This window comes from Sporosarcina sp. SG10008, assembly GCF_044569405.1.
In the GTDB taxonomy this organism is placed as follows: Bacteria; Bacillota; Bacilli; order Bacillales_A; family Planococcaceae; genus Sporosarcina; species Sporosarcina psychrophila.
In genome coordinates this window covers 2,644,133-2,660,283 of sequence record NZ_CP172607.1, presented here as the reverse complement: position 1 = coordinate 2,660,283, position 16,151 = coordinate 2,644,133, and the positions used below count along the sequence as shown (strand labels likewise).

Annotated in this window: 16 protein-coding genes; 12 read left to right on the top strand and 4 right to left on the bottom strand. The window is 39.2% G+C overall.

Annotation, left to right across the window (positions count from 1 at the left end; genetic code table 11):
* The first annotated feature begins 2 nt into the window (after positions 1–2).
* The 10 genes from pyrE to ACGLYD_RS12780 all read left to right on the top strand — a co-directional run bounded on the left by pyrE (position 3) and on the right by ACGLYD_RS12780 (position 8,653).
* On the top strand, positions 3–632 hold the full coding sequence (gene pyrE, locus ACGLYD_RS12825; RefSeq protein ID WP_399628282.1) for an orotate phosphoribosyltransferase: 630 nt from the start codon (positions 3–5) through the stop codon (positions 630–632).
* Between the two features lie 807 nt (positions 633–1,439).
* Entirely contained in the window at positions 1,440–3,158 is a 1,719-nt protein-coding gene (locus ACGLYD_RS12820) for a BglG family transcription antiterminator (protein ID WP_399628279.1), read from the top strand.
* Positions 3,159–3,172: 14 nt separating this feature from the next.
* A complete protein-coding gene (locus ACGLYD_RS12815; protein ID WP_399628276.1) occupies positions 3,173–4,327 on the top strand; it encodes an amidohydrolase/deacetylase family metallohydrolase in 1,155 nt (384 codons plus the stop codon).
* Positions 4,284–4,622, top strand: a complete 339-nt coding sequence (locus tag ACGLYD_RS12810; protein WP_399628273.1) for a PRD domain-containing protein — start codon at positions 4,284–4,286, stop codon at positions 4,620–4,622. The genes ACGLYD_RS12815 and ACGLYD_RS12810 overlap by 44 nt, the downstream gene beginning before the upstream one ends.
* Before the next feature lie 18 nt (positions 4,623–4,640).
* A complete protein-coding gene (locus tag ACGLYD_RS12805; protein ID WP_067211393.1) occupies positions 4,641–5,000 on the top strand; it encodes an SFCGS family glycine-rich protein in 360 nt (119 codons plus the stop codon).
* 4 nt (positions 5,001–5,004) lie between these two features.
* The gene (locus ACGLYD_RS12800; protein ID WP_082786640.1) at positions 5,005–5,355 is read left to right on the top strand and encodes a DUF4312 family protein; all 351 of its coding nucleotides are present in this window, start codon (positions 5,005–5,007) and stop codon (positions 5,353–5,355) included.
* A gap of 13 nt (positions 5,356–5,368) precedes the next feature.
* Positions 5,369–6,154: a DUF4311 domain-containing protein gene (locus ACGLYD_RS12795; protein ID WP_067211390.1), complete on the top strand. Its 786-nt coding sequence runs from the start codon at positions 5,369–5,371 to the stop codon at positions 6,152–6,154.
* Positions 6,155–6,178: 24 nt separating this feature from the next.
* A complete protein-coding gene (locus ACGLYD_RS12790) occupies positions 6,179–6,814 on the top strand; it encodes a DUF4310 family protein (RefSeq protein WP_067214019.1) in 636 nt (211 codons plus the stop codon).
* A gap of 10 nt (positions 6,815–6,824) precedes the next feature.
* Entirely contained in the window at positions 6,825–7,934 is a 1,110-nt protein-coding gene (locus ACGLYD_RS12785) for a DgaE family pyridoxal phosphate-dependent ammonia lyase (RefSeq protein ID WP_067211387.1), read from the top strand.
* Positions 7,934–8,653 carry a KDGP aldolase gene (locus tag ACGLYD_RS12780; RefSeq protein WP_067211384.1) on the top strand — a complete coding sequence of 240 codons (720 nt, stop codon included), beginning with the start codon at positions 7,934–7,936 and terminating at the stop codon, positions 8,651–8,653. The genes ACGLYD_RS12785 and ACGLYD_RS12780 overlap by 1 nt, the downstream gene beginning before the upstream one ends.
* Before the next feature lie 705 nt (positions 8,654–9,358).
* On the opposite strand, the gene ACGLYD_RS12775 is transcribed toward ACGLYD_RS12780, so the two are convergent.
* Together ACGLYD_RS12775 and ACGLYD_RS12770 are read right to left on the bottom strand one after the other, a co-directional pair.
* Complete coding sequence (locus ACGLYD_RS12775) at positions 9,359–10,036, bottom strand: MOSC domain-containing protein (protein ID WP_399628267.1); 678 nt, start codon at positions 10,034–10,036, stop codon at positions 9,359–9,361.
* A gap of 144 nt (positions 10,037–10,180) precedes the next feature.
* Positions 10,181–11,095, bottom strand: a complete 915-nt coding sequence (locus tag ACGLYD_RS12770; RefSeq protein ID WP_187045430.1) for a glycine betaine ABC transporter substrate-binding protein — start codon at positions 11,093–11,095, stop codon at positions 10,181–10,183.
* A gap of 609 nt (positions 11,096–11,704) precedes the next feature.
* On the opposite strand from ACGLYD_RS12770, the gene ACGLYD_RS12765 reads away from it, so the two are divergent.
* Positions 11,705–11,935 (top strand): hypothetical protein, encoded by a 231-nt coding sequence (locus ACGLYD_RS12765; protein WP_067211375.1) that lies wholly within the window; start codon positions 11,705–11,707, stop codon positions 11,933–11,935.
* A gap of 725 nt (positions 11,936–12,660) precedes the next feature.
* Here ACGLYD_RS12765 and ACGLYD_RS12760 read toward each other — a convergent pair.
* Positions 12,661–12,921: a helix-turn-helix transcriptional regulator gene (locus ACGLYD_RS12760; RefSeq protein WP_067211370.1), complete on the bottom strand. Its 261-nt coding sequence runs from the start codon at positions 12,919–12,921 to the stop codon at positions 12,661–12,663.
* 156 nt (positions 12,922–13,077) lie between these two features.
* On the opposite strand from ACGLYD_RS12760, the gene ACGLYD_RS12755 reads away from it, so the two are divergent.
* Entirely contained in the window at positions 13,078–13,731 is a 654-nt protein-coding gene (locus tag ACGLYD_RS12755; protein ID WP_399628262.1) for an XRE family transcriptional regulator, read from the top strand.
* A 636-nt stretch (positions 13,732–14,367) separates the two neighbouring features.
* Here ACGLYD_RS12755 and ACGLYD_RS12750 read toward each other — a convergent pair.
* Complete coding sequence (locus tag ACGLYD_RS12750) at positions 14,368–16,059, bottom strand: NFACT family protein (RefSeq protein WP_067211365.1); 1,692 nt, start codon at positions 16,057–16,059, stop codon at positions 14,368–14,370.
* Positions 16,060–16,151 lie beyond the last annotated feature (92 nt).

Sequence of the window (16,151 nt, the reverse complement as noted above, 5' to 3'; positions counted from 1 at the left end):
CAATGGTGAAAAAAGAAGTTGCTGAAATCCTGTTACATGTTGGTGCAGTTGAATTAAGTCCTGAAGAACCGTTTACATGGGCATCAGGCATTGAGTCCCCTATCTACTGCGATAACCGATTGACGATGTCAGATCCGGTTGGACGGAAGAAGATTGCGGAAGGCCTAGCAGGATTGATTCGTGAAAATTATCCTGAAACAACGGTCATAGCTGGTACTGCTACAGCTGGAATTCCCCATGCAGCTTGGGTTGCGGACATTCTTGGGTTACCGATGGTGTATATCCGTTCAAAAGCAAAAGGCCACGGTCGAAGCCGTCAAATCGAGGGGAAAATACTTGATACTGATAAAGCGGTAATTATCGAAGATTTGATCTCAACGGGCGGTAGTAGCTTGAATGCGGCAGAAGCACTGCGTTCTGAAGGAATTGACGTGACTGGTATTGTTTCTATCTTTACATATGAACTGCAAAGTGCAGATGAAACATTCGCGTCTGCAGGACTGACTTACAAAAGCCTGACTGATTTCGGTGCACTTGCTGAAGTCGCACAAGAAAAAGGGGCTATCAATGAAGAGTCAATGGCTAGTTTACTTGAGTGGCACGGGAAATTGAAGGCTGGTTTGTTGAAATAAACTACAAAAGGGCAAGCGTCTGTTATAAATGAATGCTGCCTAAATGCGGCACTTCCTGTGGCAACAAGGAGGGATGAAGTCCAATCCCTCCCGAACTGCATGACCCATATCCTGTCGACCCCGAGCCTCTAGGCGCTGGAGTTTGGATGTGAAATCTCTATGTTGCAGTTTACTCACAATGCATGATTAAATAGTTTCCTAAGCCAACAAAAAAGCTATTCCACGGTGAAATCCATGTGGAATAGCTTTTTTTAATTATCGTACCCATTAACATTTAACGCGATTAGAACAGCTTGTCGCGAATAGCGCAAACTACAGAAATCATTTATATTTGTTACGGATGAGGAGATTTTGACGTTTAGCAGCTAGTATTGTGTAGGTTGGAGGTGCATGACTTACTAAGGCTCCAAAATCCTTCCCTATTTAGGTGGAAAGGATTTTGTCTTTATCTGAATTGATAAAAAGTTTAAAGTTGGATTAGTAAAGAATTATTGATTCAAGACCCTCTCCGGAGTCGGATCAAACGAAATTATTTTGTGTCTGGTTAGAGAGCTATAAAGTCTTGCGCTGTGGAAACCCTTTAAAAGAAGCGATTCCTCGTCTAGACTTCAGCGCTTTTGTTTCATTGTCGGTTTCTGTATTAGAAAAACCTAAATGCTCCGGAGATACAGAAGAAACCCGAACAACTATAGGGTGGTGTTGGGATTGCTTAACATAAGAGCGTTTCGGTTATTGGTGAAGCTTCTAGAAACTAGTGGTTCTGTCTATCTAAAGGATTTGTCAGAAGAATTTAATGTGAGTACACGAATGATTAAATATGACCTAGAAGATGTGAAAGGTTGGCTCAATACCCGGGAGATAGAGTTATTTTCACAGTCAAATAAAGGGATTTGGATTGATTGTAGTGAGGAAAAACGATTGGCCATCATCCATACCCTGCCGGAAATTGAGAGAAATGATGTCTATCTGAATCAGGAGGCTAGAGTAGGAAAAATGATTTTATATATGCTGGTGAACACTGACTACATAACTGCATCTACTTTTTCCGAGCGGCTTGATGTAAGTAGAAATACATCTTTGAATGATATTAAACAAATAGATGAATTGCTCCAACCTTGGAAAATAGAATTAGAAAGAAAGCACGGAACGGGTTATAAATTAATAGGAGACGAACTATCGCTAAGGTTGCTATTTGAGCATTTGATCCATGCTGATTTGACAAATAATGAAATCTATAAAATTATGAGTGGCGTAACCTGTCGAGATTTATTAATTGAAGGACCTATGCTATTTGCCGACATACTTCCTTTGTATAAAGTCGTTGAGAAGCAGATGGCTCGGTTATTTGCTTCACAACCTAAACACGTACTTCATGAATCAGATGTACTAAGGATTTTGTTTAGAATGACAATCTCGATTACTCGAATGAACGCTGGATTTACGATGAAAGACTATCGGATTATAAAGAAAGCTGATTATCCTAATTTAACGGTTCAGCTAATGGAGAAGGTGTATGAACAAATGCAGTATCCTTTGTTTGAAGAGGAATACCGCTATATTACAGGAGATAGGGTTAACGCGCTTAATCAAATCGACATCGTCAAGGTCACAAAAGAAATAATCCAATATGTCAGTGATATACAAGGGATTCATTATCATAAGGATCCAAAACTATATAATAATCTTTTTGCTCACCTTTCTCTACGTTTTCAAAAAGGGGAAATCAATTTCACAGAAATTAATCCATTCACCAAAGAATTAAAGAAAAACTATTCAGTTCTATTCTCAACTATCAGAAAAGCGTGCCAAATATACCTTGCGCCTCTAAAAATTTCAGTGCCGGATTCGTTTGTATCGTTAATCGTGCTCCATTTCATTGTCTCTTTTGAAAAGAAGTTTAATCAAAAAGGTAAAATTCGTACTTTATATGTATGTTCTACTGGAAGAGGCGTGGCGCGTCTTATTAAAAATCGAGTCGAAAGAGAAATTTATGATATTGAAATCGTTAAAAATTGTTCGATTATGGAAGTGGATGAAATTTGCATCCAGCAAAAAGTCGATTTGATTATTAGTGTCTTTCCAATTGAAACTGATCTTCCATTAGTAATTGTGGATCCGCTGCCAAGTAAAAGGGATATCGAAACCATCAAACGTAAGGTGCAGGAGTTACTGCGTTATAAAAACTTTCAATTTAATAACTTGTTGGAAAGTACCGAGGAAACAATCGGTAGTCAAGATACTGAATTCATCAGTCAAGAAATAATCTTAAAGGGTTTTGAGATTAATCAAGAAATCCAGTTAGCTTTTACCGATGAAATAGGAGCTACCAAGAAGCAGGCACTCATGCTGCATATTTTTTTAATGGTTCATCGCTTTTATTTCGATAAACAATACGACAATTATTCAAGTTCTAGCAATCATGCTTATGACAAAGAGGATATTCAAAAGATCAAAGAAATTTTAGATGTGCATGATTTGCAAACACACAAAGCTGAAATCATTGCAATCCTGCATTATTTAAAATAGCTGGGGGTGTTTTTGTGCCAGAAGAAATCATCATAAAAAATGGTTATGTCATTGATCCTCAACAAGACACGATTGAAATAAAGGAAATTGCAGTACGAAATGGATTACTCGGAGTTCCACAACACAGTAGTTCTGCAAATGTAACATATATCGATGCAGAAGGATGCTATGTTTCACCAGGCTTCATCGATATGCATGTTCATATTTTTACTGGACACACCGAACTTGGAATCGATGCTGATTTAGTGGGCATTGAGCAAGGCGTTACAACAGTAGTCGATGCAGGTAGTGCCGGATATTCAGATTATGCGGCTTTTAAGGAGAAGGTGGTTGAACCTAGTCAAACGAAGGTTCTCTCATTCCTTAATATTGCGAGAAAGGGCTTAACTAGCGGTCTTGCTGAACTTGCAAATATGGAGGATTTAATGAGTATAGAAGAAGCAGAAGAAATTTTTGAAAAGGAACCAAGCATTGTTGGATTGAAGGCAAGAATGAGTGGGAGTGTTGTTAAAAATAGTGGAATTAAACCTCTTCAACATGCGCGTATGCTAGCGGACCGTTTAAGTGTTCCAATCATGGTCCACATTGGGAACCCACCTCCCCATTTACAAGACATTTTCCCTCTCTTAAGTAAAGGAGACATCGTGACACATGCATTTCATGGAAAAAAACATGGGATTATGAATGCAGAAGGTGAACTAATTCCAGAAGCGTTGGATGCTTTAAAGAGGGGCGTATTATTCGATGTCGGACATGGTACCTCTAGCTTTAGCTATGAAACTTTAATGAAATTCAGAGAGCAATATGACGATTCGTTTACGACCAGTACCGATATATATATTAAAAACTATCAAAGCCCCGTTTGTAGCTTGATGACTACGATGACCAAGCTATTGGAACTTGGAATCCCCTTAATTGAGGTAGTGAAGTCGGTCACGTTGGGAGCAGCAAATGCACTTGGGGCAAGTGATATAGGTACGCTAGCACTAGGAACCAAAGCCGATATTACGATTTTCAAGATTATTGAACAACGAACGATTTTAATAGATTCAGAGGGAGTAGAACTAGAAGCAAAGCAAATACTTAAACCATATATGGTGTTGAGAAATGGGAAGGTAGTGTACCATGATGAATCAACAAATTCCAAAAGAGCGCGAGATAATCAGTAAAAGCGGGAATTCAGAATTATGTATAGAAGTATTAAATTATTCAAAAAAAGTTTTAACGACTAAAAAAATTATTATGACAGAAACGCAGTGGCTTTCATTTGTTTCACACATTTCCGGTATGGTTTATCGCTCAATAAATATGGAAGCGATTCCAGCGCTTGAAAAAGAAATATTTAATGAGGTTTCACAAGATTCCATTGGAATGGCAGATGACATTTGCAAACAACTTAGCAATTTGCATGATGATGAAAAGTATCTTTTATCAATCCACTTTGAATCTGCAAAATTAAATTGAAAATAGGGGGAATAAGTTATGAGTGAAATTATTGTTGTGATTGGCGATCGTTTAGGAAAAGGGCAAAATGTAGGAAAAGGCGTGGAGGCAGCAGGGGGCAAGGCAATCGTTATTAGTGGAATGGCTGCCGATATGAAACTGGGCGATATGATGAATGAAGTGAAGGCGGATATGGGTATCTCTTTTTGTGGTAGTGGGGGAGCAGGGGCTATTACGGCACAGTCAAAATATGGATATTCAGCACGCTATGGCATGCGTTCTGTTGAAGAAGGACTAACAGCGTTAAGAGAGGGAAAGACAGTTCTTGGTTTTGGCTTTAATGATTCGGAAGAATTGGGAAGAAGACTTACAGAAGAATTCATAAAACTAAGGAGCTGATTTTATGAAAAAAATTATTGAAACAAAGGTCCGTATTGAGGGCAAAGGGGATTCGAAAGAAAGAGCACTGAATACGGCACTAGGGAATATTCAGAAAAAAGTAATGAAAGACTATAAGGGAAATATGATTATTCGGATTGAGCCTGTAAATGTTGATGTAGTAGAAGCGATGGAAACGTCGTATATTGAGCGCTTTTTATTCGTTTTTGCACCACGAAAAAGAAGTAAATACAGGGTTGTGCTAGATGTAGATGTGGAATTATTCCTGTTGGATGTAGAAGAAATTCGATTTGAAACAGTTGAACAAGGAAACAGTTTGAAGGGTCAAATCATGGGTAATAATTTCTTGAAATAAAGGGGGATAAACTATGGAATTACTTACGATTATTTTTAAGTCTATCATCATTGGAGGATTTGTAGGTTTCGGCGTAGGCGCCGGTGCGGCTCGGATGTTTCACGCTCCCAAATCACAAGGAATGGGTGCATTTCGAACGTTGGGAGAGTTAAATGCTTGTGCAGGGGACGCAGCATCACACTTTTCATTCGGTTTAGGATTCTTCTTTAATGCATGGGCATCTTCTGTAGGCGCTGGTGCATTCACGCAAGACGTCGACCACCGGATTATTCCAAACTGGGCGGCAGCTGTGTTAATGAGAAAAGGAAAACGTCCAGAGGATACACTGCATAATCCAAAGAAAATGGCAATTGCGGGAGCAATTATCGGGGTACTTGTTGTAACATTCTTGAATTCGACGGCCTCTGCAATTCCAGAGTCATTGCAAGCAATTGCGTTAAAAGTATTGGTTCCAGCAGCAAATTTGCTCATCAATCCTGTCATGCCGGTTATCTTCTGGTTGGCAGCTTTGGATTCTGGTAAGCGATCAGGAATCTGGGGAACGATTTTCGGCGGAGCTGCACATATGGTCATGGGAAATGCCGTGCCTGGTGTCGTGCTGGGAATTTTAATCGGAAAAGGCGTAGATGACGGTGGTTGGAATAAAGTTACAAAGACACTTATGGTTTCTGTAATTTTATTGTTTATATTTAGTGGGTTTTTCCGTGGATTCGATATTCAGTTCCTTCAAGGATTTAATCTTGAAGCGCCTGAATGGTTAATCAATCTACACAAACTAATTGGATATGAGGTGAAGTAAGTGGGGGATAACAATGAAATTAATATGAAAAGTTTTTGGTATGCCGATTGGTCATTTCCGATTTTTGTAGCCCTATTGTCATCCGGAGTATTTGCGGGCACCCATATGTACTACGTTTATAAAATTGGGGCGTTTAATGATGTTGCGATTGTTGCGATGCTTGAAGTAGGAATGCAAGGTGGTGGCTATGGTGTAGCGGCAGCATTTGGGGCAAGTTTTCTATTTGCACGCATTTTGGAGGGTTCGCTTGTTGGGATTTTAGATATAGGTGGTGCAATTCAAACGGGACTTGGAATTGGTGTACCTGCATTACTTCTGGCTTCCGGAATTACCGCACCAATTGAAAATTTTGGGTTAGCTTTGCTTACTGGCGCTATTTTAGGGCTTGCAATCGGGTATGTTGTCATTATGGTTCGTAAACTTACAGTAGGGCAATCTAACTCCACTTTTGGAGCAGATGTCATGATGGGAGCGGGGAATGCTTCAGGAAGATTCTTAGGACCATTGATTATCATTTCCGCTGCATCTGCATCTATTCCAATTGGTGTTGGTGCCGTTGTTGGAGCAGCAATTTTTTACGCGGGAAAGAAGCCTATTGTAGGCGGAGCAATTTTAGGAGCAATGCTTTTAGGGGCATTTTTCCCAATACCATTAGACTGAGGTGAACAAGATGAGTGTTTTTAAGCGATTAGGATTAAAACAAGTTATTAATGCAAGCGGAAAAATGACAGCTCTTGGTGCATCAGCTGTAAGTGAGGAAGTTGCGCAAACACTTAAAGAAGCCTCTCAAGATTATGTAGACATTGATGAAATCATGGAGCTTACAGGGACTGTTATTGCTGAAGTAACAGGTGCTGAGGATGGCTGTCCAACGAGCGGTGCAGCGGCTGGGATTGCGATTAGTACTGCAGCCGTTATCGCGGGTAAAAATCTGACACATATTGAAAGACTACCAAATTCAGATGGGTTGAAAAACCAAGTCATCGTTCAAAAAGGACAGCAAATTCATTTTGGGGCCAGCATTGCACAAATGATCAGTTTGGGCGGCGGGCAGGTGGTTGAAGTCGGTCAAGCAAACAAAGTGGAAGCACAGCATATTGAGGAAGCAATCAATGAAAATACTGCTGCACTGATGTACATTAAATCTCATCATGCTATTCAAAAAGGGATGCAACCAATTGAAACTATGATAGAAATTGCGAAGAAGCATCACATTCCATTTATTATCGATGCTGCAGCTGAAGAGGATTTCAAACTATATATTGCGATGGGTGCAGACATCGTGATATATAGTGGTGGTAAAGCATTGGAAGGGCCAACATCAGGATTCATTTGTGGGAGAAAAGAATTAATGGAAGCATGCCGGAAGCAATATAAAGGAATTGGTCGTCCGATGAAAATTGGAAAAGAAGGAATGGCCGGTTTGATCGTAGCACTTAAGCAATATGCCGATAAAGCTACAGATGTAGAGGGGCAGCTTAGTAGAATGAAGAAACTCTGTAATGATTTAAATGGTGTTTCTGGATTGACATGCTCAGTCAAACAGGATGAAGCAGGCAGGGATATTTACCGTGCAACTATTGAAGTGGATAGTAAAGAAGCGGGCATGGATGCAGAGGATTTGCTACACGCACTCGAGTCAGGAAATCCGGCTATTTTTTTACGCCATCATTATGTGAACATCGGAATATTATCTGTCGATCCAAGACCCTTGCTTAAAGGGCAAGAAGATATCATAGTAAAAACAATCAAACTAGTTCTAGCTCAAGGAGTGGAATAATGTCATTTAAACATCAAGTCGTTTTTAACGTGCTAGCCAAGGATTTGAATAATGCACTGGAGCTTGTGGAAATTGCGGGTGATCGCGTATTAGTAGGAGTCATGGTCAAGAACTTCCCGACAGAAGAGGCTGCTATCGAGTTAGTAAAAGAATTCAAGGATAATAATATCCGTGTTTCAGTGGGATTAGGTGCGGGTGATCCTAATATGTGGAGAAAAGTTGCGAATGTATCTGTGGCAACTTTACCAGATCATATTAACCAAGTATTCCCGGCATCGGGTTATACGCTTGGAAGAATGGAACAAACTACAGAAAATGTTCCCGTGATCAACTCTTTGGTCGAACCAACTGGCATGCCTGGTCAAGTGTATATTTCCACGGGTCCAGCTAGTTCGGCATACCGAGAGAAGGTATCATGTGAACTTGTGGCAGCTATGATTGCTGAGCTCGGGATTCCTTCTATCAAATTATATCCAATCGAAGGTGAAAAGGGTCTTGAGGAATTAGCAGCAATGACGCAAGCAGCAGTAAAAGCGGGCATTAAAATCATTGAACCAACAGGTGGTATTACGTTAGACAACGTCCATGTAATCGTACAAACATGTCTGGACAATGGTGCAGAAACCGTAATTCCACATTTATACACATCTATAATCGATAAAGAAACTGGCGATACCAAACCTTCTGCGATGAAGCAATTGATTGAGATGACTTGGTGACAATGCCGGCATCAATCCGAGTCTCTCTACTAGACTGGTCGAGAACACTGAAGAAGCAATCAGAAAATTATTTGATTGACATGGAGAATTAAGAGTTGGATTAATGAAATGAAAAACAGCTATTCCACGTTGGTGAAATCCAAGTGGAATAGCTGTTTTGCTAGTAACCTATATAAGAATATGCAAAAAATTTTAGACTATATATATTGAATTAAAGAATCCCACTAAATTTACTGTGGCGCTCAATAAGGAGAGAGTATTAATTCGGGGGGTGGATTGTAGAACGCTTAGCGCTTTGGGAATGCCTTACAGCTTCGGCGACCCCTTTTCCGCGCTTGCGCTAGGTTGTTTCATTATCGAGAGAAATGTGATTTTGAGATGTATATGCAGAGATTATAATGTGATTACTTTTTGATACTAATTCTATTCAAGAAAGACACACTCTAGGTTGCAGATTTCATCGTAGATAATGAAAAGCTCTTTCTCACATAGACAATCTAGCGCAGGCGCGTCTTCGTGGTAGCCGGAGCGATAAGAACAAGGAGAGATACAGTTCAATCCCTCCCAAGTGGTCTTCTTTCTGGCTTATCGCGGGAGGCATCCACAAAGCGTCGAAGCGGTATTAGTGGGAGTCCTAATTTATTCCAATTACAAGGGCTTTTTCAGTGGCCTTTCAAAAGCCCTTGTAAAGCGCATACGCCGTATTCATTTGTTCAACATATATGGATTTGTTAATTGCTCCAATCGTTTGGTCAATCGCTCACGCCAATCGTGTGCCAATTCTTGAACGTCCAACACTTTTTTGATGCCTTCAATATCCTTTGGATGATGAAAAAAAATCTGGTTCGCAAAAAGGATGGACACTTGTTTTGGATGAGATTCTACTAATGTAATTGTCGAATCTTTTCGTACAGAGCCTTCTTCTAAAACACGACATAAATAACCTGTGAACCCGGTTTCCACCATTCTTTTAAGAAGGGGAGGCATATCGGTTCTCTTTGTAATCGTGCTACATGGAATTCTGCCTTGCGTTATTTGAATAACAGCATCTCCGAGACGGAAAATGTCACCAATATGAACGTTTTGCTCCAACATATTGGTGACTGTTATATTCTCCCCGAAAGCCGAACTTGGTAGGGGCTTGTTAAACTCCTGTTCCCAGAGCGAATAATGCTCATGCGGATAGACACAAACTGCGCGGTCAAGCCCCCCATGATGTCGAAGGTCTGCTACACCATCTCCTCTAAAGCCATCTTTTGTTAAAAAGACCTCCTCAATCGTTTCTTTGCAGATGCCAGTATCCATTTCTTTATCAGTACCATATTTCATTTTTTTCGGTAATCCGATTGATAAGTTTTTTAATTCAGCACTAAAAGTTGTCATTTAGGTATATACCTACTTTCTACAAGGAGTGAAAACAAGTTTAATTGCCCATCTATTCTACAATCAAACCACAGCAAAAATCAGTTGTCAAAACATTTTATGAAAACAGCCCATCGCTAAAAGCAATGGGCTGTTTTTCTGGAATTATTTCTTTAAATCATCAATGGAATTGATATCTTCCATATAGGTTGGTACAGCTAGTCCCTGTTTGACGTTCACCATATTAATACCAACATCTTCGAATTTACCATCAAATTTATCTAGATAGGTTTTGTGGGTGATAGGTAACCAAGCAGCGAATGTTGCATCTGCACTTCCATCAGCGATAGCTGAGAACATTGGACCTGGTTCTACCATCGATAATTCGACTTTATAACCCTTATCTTCAAGAACAAGTTTCATCATATTATGACTTGCGATTTCACTATCCCAGGGCGCATAGACGAGCTTGAGGGTATCTCCATCCACGTTAGCCACGCCATCTGTCCACTCTGCTACTTTGTCTTGATTGTCGTCAATCCATGTTTGGGCTGCTTCTTCAGGCTTTACCCCATCTTCAATCGCGACCATAATTTCGCTCATATCCTCTATGTCCCAGTTGAAGCGTTGGAAAATCGTGTAAGCTTCAGGGAAGTCATCTTTCATTCCCATTCGAGTAATTGAATGAATTTCTTCAGAATCACCATAGACTAGTTTAGGATCCTCTAAATATTTTAAGTCGAATTTTAGAAACATCCAGTGCGGACTCCAAGCTGTTATGATAATTGGTTCTTCTTTATCATAAGCTCTTTTCAAAGCAGCTGTCATCGCGGCACCAGAGCCCGAAGTGAGATTCCAATCTGTCAGATCATATTCTTTAAGTGCTCTCGCCGTTAATTCCATATGTCCTGAACCGGGATCAATCCCTGTAATTGTGTGGTCAACAGAGTCACCGGCCGTTGTTTTTGTTCCTGATGTTTGCTCATCGTCGTTTTTTGCATCATCACTGTTGCATGCTGCAAGTCCGAATGCCAAAAGTGCAGCTGTTCCAAATCCAGTTATCTTTTTTAAAAGTGTCATGTTCTTAGTTCCTCCTCAATTTTTCCGATTATCCGGATTAAAAATGAATAGGGCATAAATAAGCACAATGGATATATGTATGAATAGCCAGAAGTGGGGGGCGTTACGCCCTCATTAAAGAAGAATGACAGAGAAAGCAATTCTTTATAAAAGCATAGGATAAAGAATTCGCTAGTATATGGGGAATTTTACTAGAGTCTGATGATGTTTGCTTCATTCAATTTAATTACTGTCATATAAGCCCGCATTTCATGTCCGATAAATCTATAACTCCTCTCATATCAGGCAGTTTATACTGCTTTGTAATAGGTCTATTTATAGTAAGTGATAACCCTCCCCGAAAAATAGAAATATGTATAGACCGCAGATAAACGTAAGTGCTGACCTTCCCTAATGATCTGGATTGTTTATCATCAGCCATTTAGTACCCAAATTAAGTGTAACATAGTTTTGTGTACACTTTTTTGAAGATTGCCTTTCTGAGGTTGAAGAATAGGTGCGAAAGGAAATGGATAGGCTGAGTTTTTAGAATGAAAGGAGAATATTAACGGAAGAATGATGTGGCCATTAGAGAACTAGAGCGCTTACGCATTTCAGGAGGTTTATGGCATGAAAGAATTCAAAATAACTTACTTTTTTGATGAAGAGCATTATATCAGAAGGTTTATTTATATGGAGTCCCAAGAAAGAGCAGAAGAACTAATCCAAAGCGAGCGAGATCGCTACATTTCGTTCCGGGATAGCAGAGGGATTTACCACGAGTTGAATACCCGCGATGTTCGAGTGATTCAACTGTCTGATTACAACCGAATCGATAAAAGTAAAAAAGCACCAGAGTAAATTGGTGGGAGTTCTTATGGGGGATTACCCCAGAAAAAATATGTGTTGATTAACCAAAGTTAGCCTGAAATGTACAAGTGCAAATTTAGATTGGTATGTTTTTCTTACAGGTGCTTCGTGTAAGAAAATGGTTAATCAATAGTCGTGCCGAAAAGTAGTCGTCTATAATGTAAAAGATGCTATTCCGTGATGGATGTCACCATCGTGGAATAGCATCTTTTACATAGGTCTATAACTAAGACATCATCTGGATTAATTAAAAGCATTGTTCTATTTTGATAGCAAGTCTTGGCAATTCAAGACTTACTTATACGTATATTATTTGCGTTTATATCTTTCGCAAGTAGGACAATATTAATTAAGGATTTAGTACGTTGGTTGAATTCTCGTCTATGAATTTTCTTTTCTTTATGTAATTTTTCTAATACATAATAAATAGAGGAGACATTTTTCAGAATAGAATCTTCTAATTTATCTTCATTTAATAACGTCTGGAAATCCTTTAAAGTCGTTTGAAACGACTTTGATTGGTCGGACGAAATTTTTGAAATGACTAACTCAATGTCAAGTGTAGAATCTAAATTGGTCATCCTATCAGAACAACACCTCTCTGAAATGTGTAACGATTTTTGTATTCAATGAAAACTAGTATAAAGTAACTTCTTTTACAGTTATCTTTGAACATAGGACAATGGAATATGTTACAGTTGGTAATATAATTTGCTTTACTTTCTATTCGTTCTTTCAGGATTACTTAAAGTTATATCTTTACCGAAATAAATATACTTCGAGGGCATTTGAAATACTTCTTCTAGCTTCAACATATGATTAAACGAGATGGCAGAAGAATCTTTTTCCCACTCTTCGTATGTAGTTAGGCTGACTCCTATTCTTTCGGCGAGATCAATAGAATTCATCCCATATTTCAATCGTAAAGAATGAAGTGTTTGGATGAGGTAAAATGGCACTCCATTTTCAGATATCACATAATTCACCCCTTATTCACATAATTATATATTACTAAAAGTGATATAACAAGAGAACTTGCATGGGGATAGTTACCACATGCTTTTTTTGTATTAAAACAGATTACTTCCGAAATGATGTACAATCAGTATGAGAAGTAAATGGAGGTTCTATTCATGACCAATCTGGTACAAGGCTTATTTTCCAGACGTTTGAAGCGATTGAGGGAAAGAAATAAAATAACGATGGTGGAACTTGCCGAAGCGATTGGGATGAGCCAAGCAACAATCTCAGAATGGGAAAAGGGAAATAAATTTCCAAGGGCTGGGGCTTTACAACAATTGGCGCATTACTTTGATGTCCCAATGGAATATTTCTTTAAAGAAAACGCTTATCCTATTGCAGAGACGGTAAATATTCCGTGCTTACCAAGCATTTCGGCAGGTGTTCTCTCACTTACAGATGGTATCGAATGTGATGAGATTGAATTTATAAAGCTACCTGTCAGTTTCTTAGGGGAGCACTCGAAAGACGAAGATCTAATAGCATTTAAAGTAAATGGAGAAAGTATGAATTTGTTATTTCCTGATGGGTCTCCCATCGTTGCTTTACAAATTGGACGAGATAAACTGGAAAATGGTGATATAGCCGTTTACTGTTTTGGGAATGAATATGCCGTCAGGCGCTATAGAAGAATTGAACAGCAAAAAGTGATTGTATTAAGTCCAGAATCAACAAATAAAAACTTTCATGATTGTATAGTCCCGTTCAATGCGGAGAGTGGCTTAGAGATAATTGCTAAAATAATTTGGTATGGTGTATCCGTTTAGTGTGGATGCAATTTTTTAAAAGAATACTAGAAAAGTGCTGGAGACTAGAAAATACATAATGTTGAAAAACGTATACTTACTTAATTTGGGTATAATAAAAAGTTGAAATAACTTTCTTGAAACAAAAAAATGCTATTCCACAATTATGATATCCATGTGGAATAGCATTTTATATTAGAGGGGCATCTACCTGGATAAAAGCCGCCAAAGATACAATTTTGGCGGCTGAAACATTCTTTAGGGTTTCTCTTTTTACTAGTAAAGAAGTGCCGCTTTCTATAAGGTATCACATGATTACATGTATACTCTTTGCTAAAGGTAAGCAAGGAGCGCATTGTACAAAGTACTAGAGTGCCCGAAATTGCATCTTCGGGCACTTACACTCTCTATAGAAAGTCATCTATTCGTTTCTTTCAAGCATAACCGCATTTTTCGCTCGAACTATTGTAGGGACGCGACAGGCAACTAGCCACACATGTCTCTCGTTAAGAGTGTCGTGATTAGTTCGCCGAAATCGAACTGAAAATGATCCAGTGAAAACGGGTTTTCCAAAGCCTTACTCACCCATATTTCATGTGAATAAATGGTTAATCAACAGAAGTCAGCTGGATTTTAAGCAAGAGACGCCGTTAGAAGTTATTTTCGTAGTTTCATAACAATATCCTCATCTGGTGTAACTAATATAGTCCTTTGTTCAAAATAAATAACAAATCCAGGCTTAGATCCGTTCGGCTTTTTCACATGCCTGACTTCTGTGTAGTCAACAGGTACTGCTGATGATCCGCGGGCTTTGCTGAAATAAGCAGAAAGGATAGCCGCTTCACGAATTGTCTCTTCGTCTGGATCCGCCTCGTGTATGACAACGTGTGATCCAGGGATATCCTTAGTATGGAGCCAAGTTTGTTCCCGGGATGCAATTTTAAATGTTAAATAGTCATTTTGCTTATTGTTCTTGCCCACTGAAATTTTCACACCAGTAGATGATACATATGTTTCAGGTACTGGTTTTTTCGGTTTCAGTTTCTTTTTCGACTTGCGGGCCTTCAGAAAACCAAGTTCCGCCAACTCTTCACGTATTTCTGCGATGTCTATAGGGGATGCTTGTAACACTTGCTGTTTAATCATTTCAAAGTAGGCGATATCTTCTGCCGTTTTTTCAAGCTGTTCAGCAATCATGATAAGTGCTGTTTTCGCTTTGGAATACCTAGAATAAAACCGTTGCGCGTTATCAATTGGTGATTTTCTAGGATCAAGCGGTATGGTTACAGTTGTCCCTTCCTCGTAATAGTTGGCGACAATTGCTTCCGTTGCACCTTTTTCAATGGCATAACTATTGGCAGTAAGTAATTCTCCATAAAGTTGGAATGTATCTAGCTTTCCAGCGGCTTCTCTTTCTTTTACGAGTTTCTTTACTTTCAAATTCAGTTTAGCAACTTCATTGTCGAGCCAACGCTCTAAGTCCGCGGCTTGTGACTTCACACGTTCTCTTTCAGCACGAGCGAAATACACTTTATCCAGCAAATCACCCAGCGTCTTGTATTCCGCAATCGTCTTATCGGAATGTGTTAGCGCTGTCGCTGAAAATACGGTTTTTGTACCAATTTCCGAAATATTTGGTGTGCTAGCTATTCCTTTGAATGATCCAAGGAGTGATGTGAAAACGATGAATTTATTCGCTTCTGGAGCATTTTTTAAGCGGTATAATAATTCCTCCGCATTAACTGGTGAAAAGCCTGAAAATCGTTGGACGACTTCACGGGCACTTTCTAACTCTGGTAGCAACCCGTTAAATTGTTCTTCAGTTACCGCAAATGGATCTGTTTTATCCTGCGGAGGAGCTGGTATGAAAGGTTGACCCGGTAATATTGTTCGGTAACTATTTACCGATGGTGGCAAGTGTTTCATACTATCAACGATGATGTCGCGGTCGGGATCTACAAGCAGCAAGTTACTGTGCCTGCCCATGATTTCGACATACAATCGTCTGTTAATATCATCACCAATTTCATTTTTCGCCTTCACGTCAATCGTGATAATCCTATCCGTCCCGAATTGGCCGATGGAAGTAATCGACCCACCTTCTAAGTGTTTACGAAGAACCATGCAAAACATAGGCGGTTCAGAAGGATTTGTAATCGCTTCTTCTGTCAACTGAATACGTGAATACGCCGAGTGAATTGAAATAAGTAGTTTTTGATTTTTACCGTCTGCACGGATTAGAAATACGACTTCTTGTGCGTTCGGCTGATGGATTTTGGAGATACGTCCATTTTTCAAGACTTGTAGCTCCTGCACCATAGCCGTTGTGAATAAACCATCAAATGCCATTAGGATTCCTCTTTCAAATCGTTTTTCCCTATTTTAGCACTACAACAAGCATATATGGTATAATATGAACAGATTGTTTCGATCAATAACGA

Coding starts and splice junctions, on each gene's coding strand:
- pyrE (WP_399628282.1), top strand. CDS start 3: ATGGTGAAAAAAGAAGTTGCTGAAATCCTGTTACATGTTGGTGCAGTT.
- ACGLYD_RS12820 (WP_399628279.1), top strand. CDS start 1,440: ATGATTAAATATGACCTAGAAGATGTGAAAGGTTGGCTCAATACCCGG.
- ACGLYD_RS12810 (WP_399628273.1), top strand. CDS start 4,284: ATGATGAATCAACAAATTCCAAAAGAGCGCGAGATAATCAGTAAAAGC.
- ACGLYD_RS12805 (WP_067211393.1), top strand. CDS start 4,641: ATGAGTGAAATTATTGTTGTGATTGGCGATCGTTTAGGAAAAGGGCAA.
- ACGLYD_RS12800 (WP_082786640.1), top strand. CDS start 5,005: ATGAAAAAAATTATTGAAACAAAGGTCCGTATTGAGGGCAAAGGGGAT.
- ACGLYD_RS12795 (WP_067211390.1), top strand. CDS start 5,369: ATGGAATTACTTACGATTATTTTTAAGTCTATCATCATTGGAGGATTT.
- ACGLYD_RS12790 (WP_067214019.1), top strand. CDS start 6,179: ATGAAAAGTTTTTGGTATGCCGATTGGTCATTTCCGATTTTTGTAGCC.
- ACGLYD_RS12785 (WP_067211387.1), top strand. CDS start 6,825: ATGAGTGTTTTTAAGCGATTAGGATTAAAACAAGTTATTAATGCAAGC.
- ACGLYD_RS12780 (WP_067211384.1), top strand. CDS start 7,934: ATGTCATTTAAACATCAAGTCGTTTTTAACGTGCTAGCCAAGGATTTG.
- ACGLYD_RS12775 (WP_399628267.1), bottom strand. CDS start 10,036: ATGACAACTTTTAGTGCTGAATTAAAAAACTTATCAATCGGATTACCG.
- ACGLYD_RS12770 (WP_187045430.1), bottom strand. CDS start 11,095: ATGACACTTTTAAAAAAGATAACTGGATTTGGAACAGCTGCACTTTTG.
- ACGLYD_RS12765 (WP_067211375.1), top strand. CDS start 11,705: ATGAAAGAATTCAAAATAACTTACTTTTTTGATGAAGAGCATTATATC.
- ACGLYD_RS12755 (WP_399628262.1), top strand. CDS start 13,078: ATGACCAATCTGGTACAAGGCTTATTTTCCAGACGTTTGAAGCGATTG.
- ACGLYD_RS12750 (WP_067211365.1), bottom strand. CDS start 16,059: ATGGCATTTGATGGTTTATTCACAACGGCTATGGTGCAGGAGCTACAA.